The following is a 21,083-nucleotide window of genomic DNA, read 5'->3' as shown; positions in this document are numbered from 1 at the left end:
GATTTCAAAATGGAAAGAAGACAGCTTTTATTGTTTTTATTAATTCTTGGCACTGCCTTTTGGGGAGTTTCTTACTCCGTTACCAAAATGGCAATTGGCCACTATTCGCTAAACGTATTTTTATTTTATCGTTTCCTGTTGGCTGTTGTGGTATTGAGTATTATTTTTTGGAAATATGTTAAAGACATCAATCGAGAAGCTATTAAAACAGGTTTTATTTTAGCTGTTCCAATGTTTTTAGGCATTCAGTTGCAAACTGTCGGACTTAAATATACAGATGCTTCTCAATGCTCTTTTATTGCAGGATTAACCGTAATTATTATTCCGTTATTAAAACTAGCAATTTATAAAACCAACGCTTCACTAAAAATCTGGATTGCTGCTTTGACGGCTTTAACTGGGTTATTTATTATTGCCATTCAGGATAAGTTTACCATAAACTTTGGAGATTTATTTACAATTGCTGGAGCCTTTGCCTTTGCGGTTTATTTAATTGCTGTTGAAAAACATTCTGCCACCAAAAACCTCTTGTATTCTATTGTGCCAATGTTTGCATTTTGTGCGCTTTTTACTTTTTTAATAGCGTTAACAGACGGTTCATCAGAATGGCTTCCACAAAACAATACGTTCTGGATGGGCGTAATTTATTGTGCTTTGTTTTCTACCGCTTTTATGTATACGGTTTCAAACATTTCTCAACGTTATTTATCAGCAGAACGCGTAGCGGTTATTTATTTGTTTGAACCTGTTTTCGGGGCAATTGGTGCGTTTTTTATTTTAGGAGAAAATCTATCATGGCGTTTACTTTTAGGCGGTACTTTGATTTTTTCTGCGACCATTATTTCTGAAGTCAATTTTAAAAGTGAAAGATTAAAGGTGTTGATTAGACGAAATTAATCTTTTAAAATATTTCACGCAGATTTAAAAAGATTTAAGCAGATCAACGCAGATTTTTATTTTAATAAATCTTTTTAAATCTGTAAAAATCTGCTGAATCTGCGTGAAAAAATCTAAACTGTTTTTTAAGTAGATCAGCATAAACTTTGTCAAAGTTTCGTCATTGTTTGTCATTCCGAGGAACGAGGAATCTCCGTTAAAAGCTCGACAAAGATTGGAATTTCGGTACGGAGTTACTTGTGGAGATTTCTCCTTCGTCGAAATGACAAAAATGCGCAAACTAACTTTAGAGTATATCTATCAATCTTCAATCAAGCTAATCTCAAAAATTGTTTTGCCATTTTCGCTTTTATGCGAAATATAACCGCCATGTGCTTCAATAATATTTTTAGATAAAGTCAAACCAATTCCTGCGCCTTCGGTTCGGGTGGTGAAAAACGGCAGAAATATTTTGTCTTCAATTTCTTTTTCGATTCCTTTTCCTGGGTCTGAAACTTTTATAAAAATGCGATTGTTTTTGGCTTCCGCCGTAATCGAAATTTGCTTCGTATTGCTATTTTCTAAAGCATTAATCGAATTTGTCAATAAATTAATCAATACCTGTTCTAACTGCTGCGAATCGACATCGATTAGATAGTTTTGGATAACGGCATTTTTGACTTCAATATTACTTTTCCTAAACAACGGATTCATAACTTGAATACAGTTTTCAACGAGTTGCTGCAATGCTGCTTTTTCTTTTTTGGGTGAAGGAAGCATTGCCAGTTTTCGATACCCTTCAACAAATTTCTGCAAATGATCGCTTCGTCTCAGCATCGTCTGCACGCTGTTTTTTATGTCTTCTAAATCTTCTGTCGAAAGCGAATCTTGTTCTACTAAATCCTCCAAATTCTGGCAGATTGAGCGAATTGGCGTTATCGAGTTTAATAATTCATGCGATATCACTTTCATCAAATTAATCCATGCATCTTTTTCTTTTTTCTCAACCACATTTTGAATCGAATCCAACAGAACAATAAAATAATCCTGCCCAAAAATTTCGGTTCGTGAAGCCTGCAAAACAAACGTCTGTTTGCTTTGTTCGTTTATGCTAAGCTCAATTGAAGTTTTTATTTCATGAAAATCATCTTCTTCGATAATTTCACACAAAGATGGCAGCTGATTTTTAAGATATTTCCATTTTGAAACTTTCGGAACATTAAAATGGCTCGAAAAATAATCGTTCATCAAAAAAATACTCCAATCGCTTTCTTGCCTCTGCAAAATAATAACACCCGATTCTATATTGTTTAAAATCGAACGGTAAATAATATCTCTCGTAACTTGCTCATTTTGCTTACTTTTTAAGGTTTCATACAAAGTAAAAAGCTCATTATAAGTACTATTGAATTTATGTTTAGAAAAATCGGAACTAAAATCGTCCTGCAATATCGAAGAAATGGTTTTATTATAAATCAAGACCATATTTCTAACATAAAAATACATTTCTCTACCCAGCAGAAAAACCATGCAAAGGCCAAAAATTCCTGTAAAAAGTAAACCAATTCTAAAGAAATACAGCGACAATTCGATTCCGATCACGATAAAAATTAATCGCAGAAAAAGGAGTTTGTAAGTTTGTAAAGTCCTTAGCATAATTAGTCGATATTGATATTAAATTTCTCCAAACGTCGGTACAGCGCGCCTCTTGACAAACCCAGTTCTTCGGCAGTTTTACTGATATTATTGTTGTTTTTAAGAAGTGCTTTTTCAACTGTAGCTTTTTCAACCGAAGAAAGCTGAATATCATCTGAATTTTCCTCGTAAGGCGTTATCGTTTCTAAGTCCAGATCAGAAACCGTGATGGTATTATTCTCGCAAAGAATAACAGCACGTTCAATCTTATTTTCCATTTCGCGAATGTTTCCATTCCAAGCATGTTTTTCAATCTGTTCTAAGACTTTTTTATCAAAAGTGATTTCGTCTCGGTTATATTTTTCAATCATTTTATCCAAAAGATATTCGGCTAGCGGAATCTTATCTTCGTGACGTTCTCTTAGCGGAGGCAAAACAATTTCCATCGTATTTATGCGATAATACAAGTCTTCTCGGAAGTTTTTGTCGGTAACTTCTAGTTTTAAGTTCAAATTTGTTGCTGTGATAATTCGAACATTTAAAGGTCTTGCTTTGGTTTCGCCCAATCTTGTTACGGTTTTCGTCTGAATCACTTGAAGCAATTTAGATTGTAAATGAAGCGGTACATTTCCTATTTCATCCAAAAAAATGGTTCCGTTTTGCGCCATTTCAAAACGCCCTGCTGTGTCCGTTTTAGCATCGGTAAAAGCACCTTTGGCATAGCCGAACAATTCGCTTTCAAAAATATTCGAATTTAAAGAACCTAAGTCAACCGCAATAAACGGCTGATTTTTTCTTTCAGATTGTGTATGAATATGATGTGCCAGAACAAACTTTCCAGTTCCGTTTTCGCCTAGAATCAGAACATTCGCATCGGTTTTTGCGACTTTATCTGCTAGAGAATAAGCCTTTTTTATAATTTCAGAACTGCCAACAAAAAAATCCTGTTTTATCTCAACGTCTTTGTTTTTCTTCTGTTCTTTTCGGGCTTTATCTACAGCTTGTTTTACCGATTCTAAAAGCTTTTTATTTTCCCAAGGTTTTAGAATATAATCAAAAGCGCCCGATTTTAAGCCTTCAACGGCAGTTTCTACTTTTCCAAAAGCGGTCATTAAAATCACAACCGTTTTTGGCGAAAGCGTTTTTATTTCTTTTAGCAAATACAAACCTTCCCTTCCATCTTCAAAACCTAATCTATAATTCATATCTAATAAAACGACATCAATAGCATTTTTCGACAACAATTCGACAATATTTTTCGGATTATTGAGTGTAAAAATGTTCTCGAAATACTTTTTCAGATAAACTTTTGATGCAAAAAGGATGTCTTCTTGATCGTCGATGATTAAAATAGATGCGTTGGTCTTTTTCATTGTTGTTCAGTTTTGGACGAAAGGTGTCCACTAATGGACAGTTTGGTTTTTTATCAAAAAATAAAACATTAAAAATAAAGTAGTTACAAGGTTTAATTTCTTGGCATGAAAATCACATTAGAACTTGTAAATCATTAATTATTAACGCCTTTCAGGAGTACAAATAACAAATAAATAGTGATAATTTGAAAATAAATTATCTTATTTTTCAGACTTGTTTCTATCATTTCTGAAGGCATAAAATTTTAAAAGAAAATCAATCAAAATCCAAAACAGTCAATTATGATTAACATTACAAAACTTTCAAAAGTATTTAGAACTGAGGAATTAGAAACCAAAGCATTAAGCGAAATTTCGTTAACGATCAATCAAGGCGATTTTATTTCGATTATGGGACCATCAGGAAGCGGAAAATCAACTTTATTAAACATCATCGGACTTTTAGACAGTGCTTCAGACGGAAGTTATAAGCTTCTTGGTCAGGAAATGGTGGGTTTGAAGGAAAAACAAAAGTCGCAAGCAAGAAAAGAAAACATCGGATTCATTTTCCAGAACTTCAATTTAATTGATGAATTATCTGTTTTTGATAATATAGAATTGCCTTTAATTTATGCCAATGTTCCTTCTTCGGAAAGAAAATCTCGAGTAAATGAAATAGCAAAAATATTAGGAATCTCGCATCGTTTGAAACACTTTCCGCAGCAGCTTTCTGGCGGGCAACAGCAGCGTGTAGCCGTTGCAAGAGCTTTAATCAATAATCCGAAAATTATTTTGGCCGATGAGCCAACTGGAAACTTAGACAGTAAAAACGGAAATGAAGTAATGGAATTACTAACCGATCTCCATGCCAGCGGATCGACAATTCTAATGGTGACACACTCCGATTATGATGCATCTTTTTCGCAGAGAACTATTTTAATGAAAGATGGCGTAATCCTTTCGGAAAAAGTAAATCATAGAAATGTAGATGTTTTAGTAACTGCTAACAACTAGTTTATGCTTCAAAATTGGATCAATACATTTATTTATCATTTAAAGCATAACAAGCTTTTTACGGCTCTGAACATTCTTGATCTGAGTATTGGAATTGCGGGTTTGATTTTTTCGATTTTGTATTGGAATGAAGAACAAAGCTATAACGACTGGAATCCTAATAAAGAAGTGGTTTTTCAATCCATTAGTAAAGTTAGTCCAACCAATACGTGGGGAACTAATGTTCTAACCTTCGAAAGTTATTTTAAAAACGACTTTAAGGAAATTGAAAGTTATTGCTACTTAGACACTTGGTATGCCGAAAAAACAATTCAATACCATAACAAAAAAGGAGTTTTTAATACTATTAATGCCCAAAAAACTTTCTTTGAGATGTTTCCTTTTGCTTTTATAATGGGAAATAGTAAAACGGCTTTAAAAGACGAAAATTGTTTAGCAATTTCTAAGAAAACAGCTCTAAATCTATTTGGAAGTGTTAATGTACTTGGCAAAACTGTAAACTATTATGATAAAAAACTTGTTGTAACGGGAGTTTATACCATTCCTGGAAAATCTTCTTTGGAGCCAGATGCAATTACCAATTTTACAGCAGAAAGAATGCGGGAAAACAAGGACAACTGGGGGAGTTTTGATATGGGATTGCTCTTAAAATTAAAAAATCCTGCCGACAAAGACAAAGTGATTGCTAAAATGAACAATCTATTTTACAAAAATCGTTCATTAAAATGGGCAAAAGATGAAGGCATTTCAATTGCTGAATGGTCTAAAAAAAATAGTGAATTTGAAGTAAAAGTTTCTTTAGAATCTTTAAAAGATGCAAGATTGCACTCTCAAATTGATGGTTATGCAGAAGGTCAGGGTAATTTTCAATTCTTGCTGATTATGATGGCTTTATCATTCTTAATTTTGATTTTGTCATTGTTCAATTACATCAATTTTGCAACTGCAAATGCCATAAAAAGAGCAAAAGAAGTTGGTATTAGAAAAGTTCTTGGCGCATCTAAAGGTAATATTGTATTACAGTTTATTTTTGAAACTTTTATTATTACTACTTTTTCTATTCTATTATCTCTCGTTATTGTCGAACTGTCCTTGCCTTTTTATAATAACTTCTTAAACAAAAATTTATCAATTTCTGGATTTCAGTTTTCATTTGAACTTATCGTCATTTTTATTATAACTATAATTGCGGCTGGAATATTTCCCGCTATTTATATTTCAAATTTTGAAAGCCTAAAAGTATTGAAAGGAAATTTCAGCAGAAGTAAAAGTGGTGTCTGGCTTCGCAATGGAATACTGATTCTACAATTCGCAATTGCTTCTTTTTTCATGATTGGATCATATATTGTGTACCTGCAAGTCAATTTTTTAAACAAGCGAGATTTAGGTTTTAAAGGAAATCAGGTTTTAGAAATCAAATATGAAAAACCCTTTTTTGATCTCAATGACCCCAAAGTCGATGAAAAATTGTTTGCAAGATACGAGACTATTAAACAGGAAATTTCCAAAATTAAAGGCGTTTCACAAGTCAGTACTGGCGTTATCTCTTTTGCCTCAGGAAATAGTCTTTCATCAACTTTTAATTATAATGACAAAACCATTTTGGCACAAAATATAGGTGTTGATTACGGCATGCTTGAAATGATGAAAATTAAACTTAGTCAAGGGCGCTATTTAGACTCTTCAATTGCATCAGATAGTATTGATGCTATACTAATTAATGAAAAGGCTTTACAATTAATGAACGAAAAAAATCCGGTTGGGAAAGTTGTAACCTTGAATGATCAGAAACTTAAAATAATTGGAGTTGTAAAAGATTTTAATCTTTGGGGACCAAAAGCCGAAATTCCTCCAATGGTCTTTTTTCATCTCAAAACAATAGACTGGACGAATCTTAACGTAAATCATTTATTTGTGAAAGTGAATCAAAATGAGATCACCAATACGATTGCTGATCTTGAAACGTTTTGGAAGAAAAATGTAGATGTAGATTCTCCTTTTCATTACGATTTTGTGGATAAGGCTTATGCGAGAAATTATCAAGAATACATCAATCAAAGCAATCTTTTTTCACTCTTAAATTTCGTTGTTATTCTCATTGCTCTGTTTGGACTTTTTGCTTTAGCTTCTTATTCTGTTCAAAGCAGAATGAAAGAGATTGCTATTCGAAAAACGCTGGGCGCTGAAACCAATGTTTTGCTAAAAGAGCTTTCTAAACAATATATTATCTTTTGTTTTGTTGGATTTCTAATTGCCCTATTTCCAGCATATTATTTACTAAATAAATGGCTTGAAGATTTTGTCTTTAGAATTGAAATTTCTGCTTATCCATTTTTATTTGGATTCTTAGCATTATTATCCTTAACCTTAATTGTAGTGCTGTCTAGAACATATCAAGCTACAAAAGTAGATGTTTTAAAATACTTAAAATACGAGTAACATGCTGAAAAATTATATCAACATATTTATATACCACATCAAAAGCAACAAACTGTTTTCGATTCTGAATATTTTAGGATTATCCATAGGAATAGCAACTTTAATCTTTGCCATTCTTTTTTGGAATGATGAACATTCATATGATCAATGGAATCCTGAAAAAGGCAAAATATATTCTGTTTTAAATAATATTGGCAATAATAACATCTGGACGTCAAACCCTGCTACAAATGGGCCTATGCTAAAGTCTGTTTCTTCAGATTTAGAAAGTTATTGCTATTTCTATGCTGATTATGCAAGAGATATTATTTCGTACAATGGTAAAAAAGAAATGATCAACAAAATATTTACTGCTCAAAGTAATTTTTTCTCTTTTTTTCCTTTTCCGTTTGTTTATGGAAATGCAAAAACAGCACTTCAAGACAGAAACAGCATTGCTTTATCTGAGGAAACGGCAGAACGTTTGTTCGGGAACGAAAATCCGTTAGAAAAACTGGTAAAATACGAAGGACAGATTTTTACCGTGAGAGGCGTCTATAAACTATCACAGAAATCTTCAGTAATGCCTGAAGCCGTTACCACTATAATTGAAGATGATTTAAAAAGAACAAAAGATCAATGGACTTATCATTATGGGCTTATTCTTAAAATTAAAAAACCAAAAGCAGTTCCGAGAGTTGTAAAAACACTCGATCAGATTTTCTTTGATAATTGCACAAAAGTGTATGCAAAACAAGAAGGTTTGACCGTTGCTGAGTTTGTAAAAAAATATGGCGATCCCGTAAAATCAAGTTTATTACCGTTGCCCGAAGCGCGATTGTATAAAGGAAATTTTCCTTTTCCAGAAGAAGGCGGAAAGCTGCAATACATTTTAGTTTTAATGGGATTATCAATTTTAATTCTATTACTTTCTATTGTAAATTACGTTAATCTGGCAACTGCAAACGCTATTAAAAGAGCAAAAGAAATTGGTGTTAGAAAAATTACCGGCGCTACAAAAGGACAAATTGTTGCCCAATTCATTTTTGAAACTGCCATAACCACCATTTTCTCTGTTTTATTGGCTTTGGTGATTGTTGAAATTTCACTGCCTGTTTACAATTCATTTCTTGATAAAGATTTGGTTTTAATTGGTTCTCAATTCTATATACAGCTTATTTTAATCACTTTATTGGTTATTATTTTTTCTGGAGTTTTACCTGCTGTCTATGTTTCTAATTTTGAAGCTCTAAAAGTTTTAAAGGGTAATTTTTCTAGAAGTAAAAGAGGAATCTGGCTTAGAAACGGAATGCTGGTTTTACAATTTGCTGTTGCAGCATTTTTTATAATCGGATCTTTTATTGTGTATAAACAAGTCAACTTTATGGCTGAGAAAGATTTAGGTTTTAAAGGGGCTCAGGTTTTAGACATTGCTTTTAAACCTAAAACAGATAAAAGTCAGTATGAGCGTTATAAATTAATTAAGCAGGAAGCAAGCAAAATAAAAGGTGTTGAAGCAGTTTCTACTGCATTATTTTCAATGGGATCTTTAGAAAACTCTTGGTCAACGGCGAGTTACAAAGACAATACTCCTTTCATGATACAAGAAATGGGAATGGATTTTGAAATGCTCGACATACTAGATGTCAAACTTTTAAAAGGAAGAAAATTAGACACCAGATTCTCTTCTGATACTATTTCATCTGTTTTGTTGAATGAAAATGCTGCGAAATTAATTCCGGAAAAAGATGTTTTGAATAAAACACTTTCATGGAGAGATCAAAAGGTAAAAGTGGTTGGGATTGTAAACGATTTTAATTACTTTGGAATGGAAAGCCAAATTTCTCCAATGATGTTTTTTTACGTTACAAAAATCAACGGAGTTAAAGATGATATCCGCCATATCTTTATCAAAATTTCGCCTGATGATATGCAGGAAACTATTGCAGCAATTAATAAATTCTGGGTGCAAAAAGTAGATTCAGAATATCCGTTTGAATATAATTTTGTTGACAAAAACTATGCAAAAACGTACAAAAGATATGAAAATCAGAGAGATTTATTTGCTTTACTGAATATAATTGTAATCCTAATTGCTGTATTTGGATTGTTTTCTTTAGCCTCTTTTTCGATGGAAAGAAGACTTCGCGAAATTGCAATTAGAAAAACTCTTGGTGCAGATACTGATGTATTATTAAAAGAATTATCCAAACAATATATAGTTTTCTGTATAATTGGTTTTCTGATCGGAATTGCTCCTGCCTATTTCTTATTGGGAAAATGGCTCGAAAACTTCGCTTTCCGAATTGATATTCCCCTACTACCCTTTGTCCTAGCCTTTATATCGTTATTATTCTTAACCTTGACGATTGTTCTCGCAAAAGCCTATCAAGCAACAAAAGTGGATGTTTTACGCTATTTAAAATACGAATAAGATGCTAAGAAACTGGATCAATATATTTATATATCAAATAAAGAACAGTAAACTTTTTACTGCTCTCAATATTCTCGGATTATCAATTGGAATTTCGGGTCTAATTTTCGCGCTTTTGTATTGGAACGACGAACATAGTTACAATGCCTGGAATCCCGAAAAAGATAATGTCTATCAAGTTTTGGTTCAACTGGGCGATATGCCGGCTGTTGCCGAAAACTCGGTTCGATTAAAAGCCTATTTAGAAAATGATTCTAATGTCGAAACTATCGTTTATGCAGACGATTGGTATCAGAAAGACAAAATAATCTATAAAGGGAAAAAAGAATTTACAGATAAAATTATCAATGTCGAAAATGGCTTCTTTTCTCTTTTTCCGTTTAAAATAATTCAAGGCAATAGCTTTTCGGCTCTAAAAGATGGTTCGGGTGCAGCAATTTCACAAGATATTGCAAAAAGAGTATTTGGCTCAGAAAATCCCATTGGAAAACAGATAAATTTTCTGTCTCAAACCTTCACCGTTCAAGCGGTTTACAGCATTCCAGGAAATTCTTCTATCGCTCCGACCGTTATCGTTAACAAGATGAAAGATTTAGTCGATTTGAGCAAAAACCAAGGTTTATTTGTTTTAAAGATACTTTTAAAAGTAAAAGATCCTTCTAAAATTGATGCTACCAAGAGAATGCTCGAAAAAGTATATTATGACGAAATCATTATAAAAAGTTCCAAAGAAGCCGGAATGTCTCCTGCCGAAATGGAAAAAAAGATTGGCCATTTTAAAATCTTTATGGAACCGCTTTCAAAATCCAGACTGCATTCTATTTTAAACGGTTACCCAGAAGGAAGAGGCAACTATCAGTTTTTATTAATAATGACAGGATTGTCTATTTTAATCCTCATTTTATCTATTGTCAATTATATCAATATGGCAACAGCAAACGCCATTAAGCGAGCCAAAGAAGTCGGAATACGAAAAATTCTTGGAGCCTCAAAAAGCAAAATTGTGATGCAGTTTATTTTTGAAACGGCTTTAATTACTTGTTTTTCAATTTTATTAGCCTTGGTAATTGTAGAATTAACGCTTCCTTATTACAACAATTTTCTTGGCAAAAATCTAACAATAGCAAATGCAGAATTCTACTTGCAGCTTATTCTTATTTTTATTGTCACAATTTTGGCAGCGGGCTTATTTCCTGCACTTTATGTTTCTAATTTTGAAACTGTAAAAGTATTAAAAGGTAATTTTGAAAGAAGCAAAAATGGCATTTGGCTGCGTAACGGAATGCTAATTTTTCAGTTTTCGATTGCTGCGTTTTTTATCATTGGTTCCAATATCGTTTATGAACAAATAAAATATTTAAGCAATAAAGATTTAGGTTTTAAAGGAGATCAGGTAATTGCCGTTTCGTTAAATTTTCCATCTTCTTATTATGAAGGAGAACAAAGCACTCAGAAAATCTATGATCGATATAATACGATAAAGAAAGAATTATCAAAGCTAAACGGGATTTCTAAAGTTTCGACAGGATTGATTGCCTTTGACGGAAATGACGATTCTTTGTGGCCAATCTGGTACAAAGATGAACTCTTTAAACAAAAAGCAATTGGAGTAGATTATGGAATGCTGGATCTCATGAACATTAAAATTGAGCAAGGACGCGACTTTGATACAAAACTAGCTTCGGATACTGTAAATTCTGTTTTAATAAATGAAACAGCATTAAAACTGATGAATATTAAAAATCCGATTAACCGCGAAATTAGAATTGGAAATCAGCCCATGAAAATTATTGGGGTCGTAAAAGATTTTAATTTACTAAGTCCAGAATCCAGCATTGTGCCAATGACTTTCTATCATATAAAATCTTTGGATATGGCTGGCGATATGAATGTTATTTACATAAAACTAAAGCCTGAAAACATACAAAGCACAATTGCTGGCATAGAAACCTTTTGGAAAGCAAAAGTTGATTCCGAAAATCCTTTTCATTATGATTTTGTCGATAAACAATACGCCAGAACTTATGAATCGTATGTAAAACAAAACAACTTGTTTTCGCTACTAAACATTGTAGTAATTCTTATCGCTCTGTTTGGTTTGTTTGCTTTGGCATCTTATTCCATTCAAAGAAGAATGAAAGAAATTGCGATTCGAAAAACTTTGGGCGCAGAAACCAATATTTTATTGAAAGAACTTTCTAAACAATATGTCGTTTATTGTGCAATAGGTTTTCTTATTTCCGTATTTCCTGCCTATGTTTTATTGCAGAAATGGCTCAATAATTTTGCCTTTAGAATCGAAATTCCGATACTGCCTTTTCTGTTTTCATTTCTGTTTTTATTGTTTCTAACGCTATGCATAGTTTTAGCAAAAGCGTATCAGGCAACAAAAGTTGATGTTTTAAAATATTTAAAATACGAGTAATTAGTTTGAGTTTTTTTATTTCACGCAGATTCTGCAGATTTGAGCAGATTAAAACTTAAAAAAAACTTTGCGTCTAAGCGTCTTTGCGAGCAATTTTTCAAAGTATGGAAAAAATACTTAAAATAGAATCTCGCAGAGTCGCTAAGGCGTAAAGTTATTTATATTCATTCTTAAACCGATTTTGACATTCGTCAATGTTTTTTTCCTCGATTAACTTTACTTTTGATAATGATTAATTTTTGAGAAATGATGAGTGAACTTGAGGCTTTAATTGAGAGCAGATTACAACTGGAAAATGATGAACTTAACACCATTCTCTCTTGCTTTAAATTAATACAAGTAAAGAAAAATGAGCAATTGCTGCAAAGCGGAACGGTGGCTGATAAAATCTATTTTATAAAAAAAGGCTGTCTGCGCTTGTATTACAGTACCGAAGATCACAATATTACCACTCGTTTTATGGCTTTTGAAGGCACATTTTTAACTTCAATCGTTAGTTTTATTTCTAGAGAACCAAGCTCGGAATATATCGAAGCCGTAGAAAACTCAGATCTTTTTGCAATTTCTTACGAAGATTTTTTTCGTCTTCGCAACACAATTCCGCAATGGGATAAAATGTATATCTACATTCTCGAATATGGTTTAACTGTCATTACCTCAAAACTCAGCAGTTTATTGACCCAAAATGCTGCAGAAAGATATCGCAATCTTCTTAAAAACAACCCAGAACTTATTCAGAGATTGTCCAATGCCAATCTTGCATCATACCTTAATATTTCGCCAGAAACATTAAGCAGAATAAAATCACAGATCTAACTTTCTGTCAAAAAACAAAAAAACAACATTAAAAAACATTTTCTATCATGAGAAGTGATGAAGTAAAAAAAGGTGTTCAGCGAACTCCTCACAGATCCTTATTGCGAGCTACGGGCTTAAAAAACGAAGATTTCGGAAAACCATTTATTGGAGTTGCGAATTCATTTATTGAAATTATTCCGGGACACTTTTTCTTAAATAAAGTTTCTGAAATTATCAAAGAAGAAATTCGTGCTAATGGCTGTGTTCCGTTTGAATTCAATACAATCGGAATCGATGATGGAATAGCAATGGGACATGACGGAATGTTATATTCGCTTCCAAGCCGTGAAATTATCGCAAACTCCATAGAAAGTGTCATGAATGCTCATAAATTGGACGCCATGATTGCAATTCCAAACTGTGACAAAATTGTTCCAGGAATGATTATGGGAGCTTTGAGAGTGGATGTTCCAACCATTTTTGTAAGCGGTGGACCAATGTCTAAAGGTTACACCAAAAACGGAACTGCAATTGACTTAGCTTCTGCATTTGAAGCAGTTGGAAAACACGAAGCTGGAAAAATAACCGACGAAGAATTATATGATATCGAGTGTAACGCCTGTCCAAGCGGTGGAAGCTGTTCTGGAATGTTTACGGCTAATTCTATGAATACTTTAATGGAAGCGATGGGAATTGCTCTTTCTGGAAACGGAACAATTCTAGCGCAAACTCCTGAACGCGAACAGTTGTATCGTGAAGCTGCGAGACGAATTTGTGATATTGCGAAAGATCAGCAAGCTATTGAGAAATTCAAATTGAAAAATATTTTGAATGAAAATGCTGTTCGTAATGCTTTTGCTGTAGATATGGCAATGGGCGGAAGTACCAATACTGTTCTTCATATGCTCGCAATCGCAAATGAAGCTAATGTCGATTTTAAACTTCAGGATATTAATACCATTTCTGGAAATGTTGCGCATATTGCTAAGATTTCGCCGAGTTTGAGTACCGTTCACATGGAAGACATTAACAGAGCTGGCGGCGTAAATGCGGTTATGAAAGAAATAAACAAAAGAGGTTCTGGGGTTTTAATTGATAATCTTACCATTAGCGGTGAAACTTTATTGGAGAAAATCGCCAATGCTGAAATTAAAGACACAACAATTATTCATACCATTGATAATCCGTATAGTAAAGTTGGCGGATTGGCTATTTTATACGGAAATCTTGCAGAACAAGGCGCTGTAATTAAAACAGCTGGTTTAACTGGAGATCGTGTATTTACGGGTAGCGCAGTTTGTTTTGATGGCCAAGCCGAAGCAATTGCGGGAATTATGATGGGAAAAGTAAAAGCTGGAAATGTCGTAGTTATTCGTTACGAAGGACCAAAAGGCGGGCCTGGAATGCAAGAAATGCTTTCTCCAACCAGTTTAATTATGGGAATGGGACTTGGAAGTTCTGTAGCTTTAATTACCGACGGAAGATTCAGCGGTGCAACTAGAGGCGCTTCAATTGGTCACGTTTCTCCCGAAGCTGCTGAAGGCGGAATGATTGGTTTGGTTAAAGATGGCGACGAAATTCACATTGATGTTGATCAATATATTTTATCAGTTAATTTGAGTGATGAAGAAATTGCGGCAAGAAAAGCCGCTTTCAAACCTTTAAAAAAACCTTTAAATTCAAGATGGCTTTCTCAATATAGAGCGTTGGTTACAAATGCAAGTACGGGCGCTGTTCTAAAAACAGATCTAGATTAAAACATACTTTTTCAAACACTTACAAAAAAAAGCTAAATCAAAAATTGATTTAGCTTTTTTTATTTTATTTTAATATCTTTAATAAAAGTATACTCAAAACTATCAACCTAAAACTGTTACAAAATGGAAAAGATAACCAATAAAAAAACGTTATTTTTACTCTCGATTGGAATTTTCATTATCGCAGCATCTGTTATTCTTCCGAATTTTTTTAAAATTTCTGATTTTTCCAGAGGTTTGTTAGTCGGAACAGGAATTGGCTTTATAATAAAATCAGATCTCTTCTCTATTTTTTAGTAAATCCTTTTCTTGTCATTTCGCCCCAGCCTTTGGTTCCCATAACTTTTTCTTTATACCCAACTAAAGCGGCATAAACCGTAAGCGGATGAAAATAGAAAGGCTCAATAAACGCTGCCATTAACAATTTGAAAAAATCGGCCTGTTTGGGATATTTATGGTATGTTTTTTCTTCGCTGTACAAAGCAATGACCGAAAATAAAACGGCAAAAGAATACACAAAAAGCAATAGCAAGAAGAAAAAGTGCCAGTTCAGCAATCCAAAAATTATAAATACAGCTGTTATAACAAGTCCAATGAATTCTATCGCTGGAGCTAAGAATTCAAACAATGTCCAATATGGCACACTCAGTAATCCTAATAATTTATATCTCGGATTTAAGAACATTACTTTATGAAAACTTAAAGTTTCAATTGTTCCTCTCATCCATCGGCTGCGCTGTTTTTTAAATATTTTGAAATCTTCTGGAGCTTCGGTCCAGCAAAGCGGATCTGGAATATAACTTACCGAATAAGGCAGTTTATTTTCAAGCATATAACGGCGCATTCTCACGATTAGTTCCATATCTTCTCCAACAGTTTTAGTACTGTATCCGCCAGAAAGTATGGCAATTTCTTTATCAAATGCACCAAAAGCGCCACTAATTAGCAATAATCCGTCCAGTTTTCCCCAAGCCATTCTTCCTAAAAGAAATGCTCTCAGATATTCTAAAACCTGAATTCGAGACAACATCACATCTGGAATATTCACTTCAACCAAACGTCCGTTTTTAATCACACATTGATTGGCAATTCTCACCACGCCTCCTGTTGCAATAATTCGCTTTCCGTGAGATTCCAAAAATGGTTTTGCTAGTTTTAAAAGCGAATCTTTATCTAAAATACAATCCACATCAATACAAACCACATACGGATTTTGTGCAATGTTTAATCCAACATTCAAAGCATCTGCTTTACCTCCATTTTCTTTATCAACCACAATTAGTTTTTTGAAAGCTGCATTTCTTGAAGTGTAAATTCCTTTAATTTTTTTAGTTTCAATTTTTGGATGAAAATCCAATTCTGTCAAAACCAAATCGTAAGTTTTGGTCAGGATTTCCATTGAATTATCTTTACTTCCGTCATTTACCACAATAACTTGATAATTATTGTAGTTTAACGAAAGAAGCGATTTTACATTTTCTTCAATAGTCATTCCTTCATTATAAGCAGGTGCGATCAGCGAAAGTTTAGGAGCAAATTCGCTTGTAAGCAACACTTCATAATCAACAAAACTATTTCTTTTAAGATACCTTCTAAGCTCTTTTGTCGAAATATAAGCCAGCATCAAATAAGAAGACATAATTAATATGGCGTAACCAAGAATCAGGAGTATATAAATATCCAAAAACCATTCTATTTCAGTATTAAAAAAAGTCATTTTCTTATAAAATTAAACGGTTAATGCCTGCAAAATGCTTTGCGCTTCGTATTTTATAACTGTATTTGAAGCTTGGGCCGCCAATTGCGCCACATGCGGAACTTTCTGCGTCAGCTTAAGTTCTTTTATAAGTTTCAGACCAAGCGTAACGACAGTTGTGTTTTGTGATTCTAACAAAAACTCAATTCCTTCTGTATCACCAACATCGTGTTTCTTAAAAGCATTAATAATATTCAACTGCATCCAATCGTCTATCGGGTCTGAATGTTCTACTAAATATGCTATACTTTGCGTACCTCCAAGTTTAATACAAGCATTTATCGCAGTAATTTTCAGTGTTTTATTTCTAGCTTTAGATAAGGCAATAATCAAATCAAATGCTTCATTTATATTAAATTCTGCCAATTCTGTAATTGCTCTGCATTTTACTTCCCATTTTAGACTTTTCAGCCTTCTGTATGAATCTTTTATTAATCTAGAATCTTTATAAAATTGCTCCAGTTTCTTGGCATAAATCCCTTCATAATTTTTATGAAGATTGATAAGAGATTCTGTCAAAACTTCTCTAAAAAAAGAAGTGTCAAAAAGCACTAAAAAATTTTTATCTTCTTTTATTGTTGAAAATGATGCATCTTCAAAAATAACAGATGCCATTATTTTTTCAATTAAGCTACTGTATTCGTTTCTAAGCCTTTCTTTTTTAATTTTATTGCTTCGGCTAGCCACAATAATAAGATACATAATGAACGAACCTAATACAAACAGATAGATTGAAAAAGTAAGAAAAGGCACTTCCCACTGACCGGCTTTATATAGTTCCCAGATTTCTGTCATATTAAAAGCGTTTTGTTACGATTAACTGAACATTGAACCTATTTCTATATTCTCCAGGTATATATTCTTCACGCTCATAAAGGAAAATAGGACGCACAAAAAACGAATCGCCAAAACGATGCTGGTATTGAATTCCTGCACGATATGCCTTTAATGGCTGTGTAAAACTGTTGTAGAGATACAAATACGGAACGTTTCCATATTGCAATTCCAATCTTATGATACGCTCTTTTTCTTCGTTTACGCGCTGAACACTTAAAACATGAGAAAATAATTCGTTAGAAATATCATAATAAGGTCGGTAACCAAAACTGTAAATTCCTGCATTATACACTACTTGCCCTGTAAGCAAGGTAATATCGTCTGAATCAAAATGCATAAATCTTGCTCCAAGCGAAAAATCAAACTTTTTTTGCGGGGCAAAATAATATTCTAAACCTCCTTTAGCTACTGGAAATATAGTCTCGCCAGTTGAAACTCCAGCATTTGCATACAAATAACTTTTGTTTGAAAAAGTTTGGTAAAAATCGGTTTCAAATAACATTTGTGTATCACCGCTGATGTTTCCAATGTTCGCTCTTCCAACAATAGCTGATTTACTGAATTTATGCGAGTATTCCACATATCCATAATGAAATGGAGACTGTCCTGGCTCTGAAGTAGAGACATTTAAATAAGAAGCTGAAACTGCATTTTTTGCTTTTCGCCCAATAAGCGTTCTGATTCCTCTGAAAGCCTGAGTACTATTATCAATATAAGCTGATTTTTGAATTAAATCTAATGCTTCCTCGTCACGGTTCAATTTCTCTAGACAAGTAGCTTTGGTTTTTAATACATCAACTGATTTTGGATCAATAGCTAAATATTTATCGCAATACGAAATACATTTTTCATAATCTTCTGTCCAAAAGTAAACGTTTATAAGTGCTTGTAAAGCTTCTGGATTTGGATTATTTCTGTCTGCCAATGGAGACAAGACTTTTATAGCTGTTTTGTAGTCTTTTTTCCAGCTGTAAATTCGTCCTGTATAGGTTTGTATGTCTTCGTCGTTTGGAAATTTGGCGCGTAACGGATCCATCAGCGTTAATGCTTTGTCGTAGTTTTGTTTTTCAACTTCACGTTTCACATTCGCTAATGTCTCATCAACATTTATTTCTTGTCCAATTGCGATGGAAGAAATAAACAAAAGGCAGATAGAATAATATACAAATTTCATTAGGCACGTATGTTTAGTAATTTATTGATTCTCACTAAAAGCACAGCCGGACTGACTGGCTTGGCAATAAATTCATTAGCGCCAATATCAAAAGAATCCAATTCTGTTTGTTCGACACCCGAAGAAGTCAATATAATTACAGGAACATCTGATTTGAGGCTTTGTCTAATATATTGCGTAATCTCCATACCGCTTACGCCAGGCATGTTAATGTCTGTCAATACTAAATCATAATTTTCTTTTTGGATTGCTTCAAGTGCTTCTTTACCATCAGAAAATTGGTCAACACTAAATCCTTTAGACTCTAAGAAAAAAGATAATGATTTGCGTAGGATATCATTATCTTCGGCTAAAATAATTCTCATTTTTTTAATTTTTATCTTGGGGACACCTTTATTTTATAACATCAATATTGTAAAGCTATTGCATATTTCCCTTATTTCATAGCTCTTTTAAAATTTTTATGACTTCATCAATTCCACAGCTAAAAATATTTACTTTATCCAAAGTTTCAGCAGTAAATTCGCCAGTTGTGGCTTCTTCTTCAATAATCGAAAGGCAATTACTCAAATCCTGCAGCATAAAAATATCCATGCTTGACTTCATATTATGCGCCAATTTCTTTACGCTGTCATGATCTGTATTATGAAATGCTTCCTCCATCTCCTTGGCCTGACTCGGAATTTTTTCTACAAAAAGATTTATCATCTCTTTTTTAAATTCAGTATCTCCACAAGCCATTTCGTCTAAGAAAGTCATATCTACAATTCTTCTATGATTCGCTTCACTGTCCTGATTCATTACTGTTTTTATTGCTTTTAAAAGAACAGGCTGTTTAAACGGTTTTGGCACATAAGCATTCATTCCTACTTTATAGCATTTTTCTTGTTCTCCTACTAAAGAATGCGCAGTCATGGCAATAATTGGAATAGTAGAATTCATTTCTTTACGAATGTATTCTGTCGTTTGGTATCCGTCTTTAACAGGCATTTGCAAATCCATTAATACCAAATCATATTTGTTTTGAGAAAGAAGTTCGATACCTTCTTCGCCGTTTTGTGCAATATCCAAATCAAATCCAAAATTATTAATTACGCTTTTTGCGAGCTTTTGGTTTAAAACATTGTCTTCGCAAAGAAGAATTTTAAGATTTCCTAGATTATTTTTAGAAACAGATTTTTCTTTTATTTCAACAACATCTACTTTTTTATAAGTCAATTGAACCCAAAATTCTGAACCACGATTTGGCGTACTTTTTACATCTACTTCGCCTTTTTGCAGTTCAACTAATTGTTTTACAATATTAAGTCCAAGTCCAGTACCGCCATAAGTTCTTGTTGTACTTTCTTCACCTTGCGTAAATCGTTCAAAAATAGTTTTAAGCTTATCTTTAGGAATTCCAATTCCAGTATCTTTCACAGAAAATTTAAGCGAATAATCATCCTCTGTTTCATCAATCTTTTTTACAGAAACTGTCACTTCGCCTTCATTGGTAAATTTAAGTGAGTTTCCTATAAGATTCACCAATATCTGATTAAGCCTTCCTTGATCGCCAATCACCATATCGGGCATTTCTGCATCAAGAAAAAGATTAAATTCGACATCTTTCTGCACTTTTACCTTCAATAAATTATAGACATGTTTCAGTGTCTTCTTTAAATTGAACGGTTCAGATTCGATTACTAAATTTCCAGATTCAATTTTAGAAATATCCAGTACGTCATTGACAATTAGCAATAAATTTTCTCCAGCAATTTGAACACTTTCAATATAATCACGCTGAACATCATTCAATTCAGTTTGCGCAAGAAGATCAGTAAAACCAATAATTGAGTTTAAAGGAGTTCTAATTTCATGGCTCATATTGGCCAAAAAAGTATCTCTTGCCAATACAGCACGTTCAGCAATTTTTCTCTGATGCTGTAATTGGATATTCTTGGTTCCTAATTCTAACTGCGCCATAACGTGCTTGGCAACAATTGAGAGCGCATTTCGCTGATTGTCATTCAGTTCTTTTACAACATGATCAACCGCGCACAAAGTTCCAATATTATAACCGTCTGGAGTTGTTAGCGGAATGCCGGCGTAAAATCTAACATTAAATCCGCCTGTAACATTTGGATCATCTTTGAATGTATCATTTACATGCGTATCATTGATTTCTACAATTTTTGTATCTAAAATAGTGTAATTGCAAAAAGAAATTTCTCGAGGAACTTCGGACACTCCTACTCCAATCTCAGATTTAAACCATTGTCTGTTTTCATCAATAAAAGAAATATGAGCAATTGGCACACCGCAGATATAAGAAACAAGCCTTGTCGCATCGTCAAAAGCATCATCTGGAAGTGTGTCGAGTATATTGTAACGTTTTAAAGCAGCTAAACGTTGTAGTTCGTTATCTGGAATGGGGTAATCTTTATTCATTTTATTATAGTGGTAAAGTGCATAAAGATAAGGGAATTTAATCTAAAAACCCTTGCATTAACTTGACTTTCTTAAAAAAAGCTGTTAGATATACGTCAAATTTTATCCGTCAAATCCTCCTTTTTTTATTTCATTACAAATTTTTTCTAGGTCATTACAAAATTGAATGTCACCTATTTC

15 protein-coding genes are annotated in these 21,083 nt (G+C 33.2%); 8 read left to right on the top strand and 7 right to left on the bottom strand.

Annotation, left to right across the window (positions count from 1 at the left end; translation table 11 throughout):
- Positions 1–9: 9 nt before the first annotated feature.
- Positions 10–897 carry a DMT family transporter gene (locus V6624_RS14370; RefSeq protein ID WP_111290504.1) on the top strand — a complete coding sequence of 296 codons (888 nt, stop codon included), beginning with the start codon at positions 10–12 and terminating at the stop codon, positions 895–897.
- Positions 898–1,197: 300 nt separating this feature from the next.
- On the opposite strand, the gene V6624_RS14365 is transcribed toward V6624_RS14370, so the two are convergent.
- Both V6624_RS14365 and V6624_RS14360 read right to left on the bottom strand, forming a co-directional pair.
- The gene (locus V6624_RS14365; RefSeq protein WP_111290502.1) at positions 1,198–2,532 is read right to left on the bottom strand and encodes a sensor histidine kinase; all 1,335 of its coding nucleotides are present in this window, start codon (positions 2,530–2,532) and stop codon (positions 1,198–1,200) included.
- A gap of 2 nt (positions 2,533–2,534) precedes the next feature.
- Complete coding sequence (locus tag V6624_RS14360) at positions 2,535–3,884, bottom strand: sigma-54-dependent transcriptional regulator (protein WP_111290500.1); 1,350 nt, start codon at positions 3,882–3,884, stop codon at positions 2,535–2,537.
- Positions 3,885–4,166: 282 nt separating this feature from the next.
- Between V6624_RS14360 and V6624_RS14355 the strand changes: the two genes are divergently transcribed.
- The 7 genes from V6624_RS14355 (at position 4,167) to V6624_RS14325 (ending at position 15,006) form a co-directional block, all read left to right on the top strand.
- Positions 4,167–4,877, top strand: a complete 711-nt coding sequence (locus V6624_RS14355; protein WP_111290498.1) for an ABC transporter ATP-binding protein — start codon at positions 4,167–4,169, stop codon at positions 4,875–4,877.
- Between the two features lie 3 nt (positions 4,878–4,880).
- Positions 4,881–7,316: an ABC transporter permease gene (locus tag V6624_RS14350; RefSeq protein WP_111290496.1), complete on the top strand. Its 2,436-nt coding sequence runs from the start codon at positions 4,881–4,883 to the stop codon at positions 7,314–7,316.
- A 1-nt stretch (position 7,317) separates the two neighbouring features.
- The gene (locus V6624_RS14345; RefSeq protein ID WP_111290494.1) at positions 7,318–9,729 is read left to right on the top strand and encodes an ABC transporter permease; all 2,412 of its coding nucleotides are present in this window, start codon (positions 7,318–7,320) and stop codon (positions 9,727–9,729) included.
- Position 9,730: 1 nt separating this feature from the next.
- Positions 9,731–12,154, top strand: coding sequence for an ABC transporter permease (locus V6624_RS14340; RefSeq protein ID WP_111290492.1), 2,424 nt, complete (start codon positions 9,731–9,733; stop codon positions 12,152–12,154).
- Positions 12,155–12,400: 246 nt separating this feature from the next.
- On the top strand, positions 12,401–12,970 hold the full coding sequence (locus V6624_RS14335; RefSeq protein ID WP_111290490.1) for a Crp/Fnr family transcriptional regulator: 570 nt from the start codon (positions 12,401–12,403) through the stop codon (positions 12,968–12,970).
- Positions 12,971–13,017: 47 nt separating this feature from the next.
- Positions 13,018–14,709: a dihydroxy-acid dehydratase gene (gene ilvD / locus V6624_RS14330; protein WP_111290488.1), complete on the top strand. Its 1,692-nt coding sequence runs from the start codon at positions 13,018–13,020 to the stop codon at positions 14,707–14,709.
- Between the two features lie 123 nt (positions 14,710–14,832).
- Entirely contained in the window at positions 14,833–15,006 is a 174-nt protein-coding gene (locus tag V6624_RS14325; protein ID WP_162615026.1) for a hypothetical protein, read from the top strand.
- Here the strand turns inward: V6624_RS14325 and V6624_RS14320 are convergent.
- The 5 genes from V6624_RS14320 to V6624_RS14300 all read right to left on the bottom strand — a co-directional run bounded on the left by V6624_RS14320 (position 14,996) and on the right by V6624_RS14300 (position 20,903).
- Positions 14,996–16,426: a glycosyltransferase family 2 protein gene (locus tag V6624_RS14320; protein WP_111290487.1), complete on the bottom strand. Its 1,431-nt coding sequence runs from the start codon at positions 16,424–16,426 to the stop codon at positions 14,996–14,998. The genes V6624_RS14325 and V6624_RS14320 overlap by 11 nt on opposite strands.
- A 12-nt stretch (positions 16,427–16,438) precedes the next feature.
- Positions 16,439–17,260, bottom strand: a complete 822-nt coding sequence (locus tag V6624_RS14315) for a HEAT repeat domain-containing protein (protein ID WP_338839041.1) — start codon at positions 17,258–17,260, stop codon at positions 16,439–16,441.
- A 1-nt stretch (position 17,261) separates the two neighbouring features.
- Entirely contained in the window at positions 17,262–18,476 is a 1,215-nt protein-coding gene (locus V6624_RS14310) for a YaiO family outer membrane beta-barrel protein (RefSeq protein ID WP_338839039.1), read from the bottom strand.
- Positions 18,476–18,841: a response regulator transcription factor gene (locus tag V6624_RS14305; protein WP_111290484.1), complete on the bottom strand. Its 366-nt coding sequence runs from the start codon at positions 18,839–18,841 to the stop codon at positions 18,476–18,478. The genes V6624_RS14310 and V6624_RS14305 overlap by 1 nt, the downstream gene beginning before the upstream one ends.
- Positions 18,842–18,917: 76 nt before the next feature.
- Positions 18,918–20,903: a GAF domain-containing hybrid sensor histidine kinase/response regulator gene (locus V6624_RS14300; RefSeq protein ID WP_338839037.1), complete on the bottom strand. Its 1,986-nt coding sequence runs from the start codon at positions 20,901–20,903 to the stop codon at positions 18,918–18,920.
- Between the last annotated feature and the right edge of the window lie 180 nt (positions 20,904–21,083).

The organism is Flavobacterium ginsenosidimutans, from assembly GCF_037478105.1.
Lineage (GTDB): Bacteria > Bacteroidota > Bacteroidia > Flavobacteriales > Flavobacteriaceae > Flavobacterium > Flavobacterium ginsenosidimutans.
This window is presented reverse-complemented; position numbering and strand designations above follow the sequence as displayed.